At 48.9% G+C, this 2280-nt stretch carries 1 protein-coding gene; it reads left to right on the plus strand.

Annotated features, from left to right (window positions below; all coding sequences use genetic code 11):
• Nucleotides 1-416: 416 nt before the first annotated feature.
• A partial coding sequence (locus V6D20_02615; protein ID HEY9814686.1) for a cation:proton antiporter occupies nucleotides 417-2280 on the plus strand: 1864 nt, incomplete at its 3' end.

Consider the following 2280-nt stretch of genomic DNA (forward strand, 5'->3'; position numbering starts at 1 on the left):
ATACTTGTATTCAGCACCGCCGACCTAACCGCCGACCTAAGTGCATCATGCCCCACAGCGATCGCTGCATTCCACGCTCCTGAAACCCCACGCAGATCAACCATTCCTCTATAAAAATGCCTATCATCTTCCCTGTAGCATGACTCAGCCACTAAAATAGCATCGTCAGTATCAAAGCCATTCAATCCTTAGTCCTATGTGCTCCTGATGCATGGTCACCGATAGATTGAGCTGAGTTGATGATCTAGACAGCATGATGACGCTTCTGGTCTTCTATAATTCTATCGAGTATTCAACATCGTCAGCTAGTTGACAGTCGGGCATGGGTGCAACATCTAGGACGAAGGCGATCGCTCTCAACCTAGCCATAACCTCCTTTTAATCTTTAGCCGCTAGCAAGCTTGCTGGCCCATCGCATGACCCTTTGTTCTCTACCTCTACCATTATTACCCTACGACTTGGCCCAGCTATCGGGGCCCATCACAGACCCTGTCCAGATCTTTCTTATCATCATTGCCATCATGCTAGTGGCTCCCCTAATTGTGGAGCGGCTCAAAATGCCGGGCTTGATCGGTTTGATTATTGCCGGTGTAATTGTAGGGCCCTATGGTCTTAACATTCTTGAACGCGACGCCACCATTGAACTCTTAGGAACGGTAGGGCTTCTGTTTCTCATGTTTTTAGGAGGACTAGAAACCAGTTTAGAAGACCTCAAGGGTAATGCCAAACAAGCCATCACGTTTGGTATGGCTACCTTTCTATTACCCATGTTACTTGGCACAGCCGCCATGCTCATGCTGGGCTACGACCTCTTGGCTGCTATTTTGGTTGCGTCTTGTTTTGCCTCCCACACCCTCGTTGCTCTGCCTATTGTGTCCCGACTGGGTATCATGCGATCGCGGCTGGTCACCGTGACCTTAGGTGGAACTCTGATCACCAATGTATTAGCCCTATTAGTCTTAGCCATCGTTGTGCGTGCTGCCGAGGGTGAACTCACCCTTGGCTTCTGGCTATTTCTCATTCCAGCCTTAACCATCTATACGATCGCTACCCTTGTAGGCGTACCCATTATCGGACGATGGTTCTTCCAGAAATTTGGTCATGATGAAGGCGCTGAATTTATTTTCGTGCTCACCACCTTATTTGTGGTGTCATCTATTGCTGGCATGATTCAAATTGAGCCCATCGTGGGAGCTTTTCTGGCAGGTATTGCCATTACTCAGCTCATTCCCGCTCTCAGTCCACTGATGAACCGAATTCAGTTCATCGGCAACACATTGTTTGTGCCGTTTTTCTTAATCTCCGTAGGCATGTTAGTCGATCCCTTAGTGCTGATTCGGGAACCCCAGTCGATCTTAGTTGCTGTTGTCATGATTGGGGCAGAGCTGATCAGCAAATACAGTGCAGCTTGGGGCATCGGTCGCTGGTTTCATATTCCCCATAATGGGGTGATGGTGATGTTTGGCTTATCGGTTGCCCAAGCCGCTTCAACCTTAGCAGCTATTACCGTTGCCTTTAACATTGACCTCGTGGATGAACTGACGGTCAACGGCACTATTGCCATGATCTTGATGAGCTGCATTTTGTCGCCTTGGATTACATCTCGATGGGGCAGTCGATTACAACCCCAAGAACCCCAGACATCTGTTCCAGAGCATGAACAATGGGGTAGACGGGTTTTAGTACCCGTGGCTAATCCCAATACTGAGAATAACTTATTGCAGTTAGCCTTGATGCTGGTGAAACGAGGGCAGGGCACCCTGCTCCCTATACACGTCGTATCGGATGCTGGAGAAGCGATCGCTCCTTCATCCATGACCCAACAGTCCCAACTCTTAGCTGCCGCCGAGCAAATTGCCCATGCCGCCGTGGCCCAAGTGGAAGCCATTGGTCGGGTTGATGATTCCATTGACAAAGGCATTATTCGCGCTGCCATGGAGCGTCATGCGAGTTTAATTATCTGTGGCTGGAAAGGATATTCTACCTACCGTGAAAACTTCTTTGGTGGAGTACTAGATAAGATTGTGCGATCGGCGAACGTTCCTGTTTTAGTTACTCGCTTTCCAGTGCCCATTAAAAACACCCGTCGGGTGATTCTTGCTGCTGACGAAAGTGAAACTACTCAGGAGGAATTCATGCAAACGATCACCCTTGCACAACAGATCTCGGATGAGTTAAAGGCTAACCTCCAAGTTCTGCAACTCGTCCAAAGTGGCGGACAAAGTCGCTACAGACATCTAGACTTAAATCCCGATCTGCGGATCGAGAAAATCCAGGGCA

The sequence above is a fragment of the Candidatus Obscuribacterales bacterium genome, from assembly GCA_036703605.1.
Classification (GTDB): domain Bacteria; phylum Cyanobacteriota; class Cyanobacteriia; order RECH01; family RECH01; genus RECH01.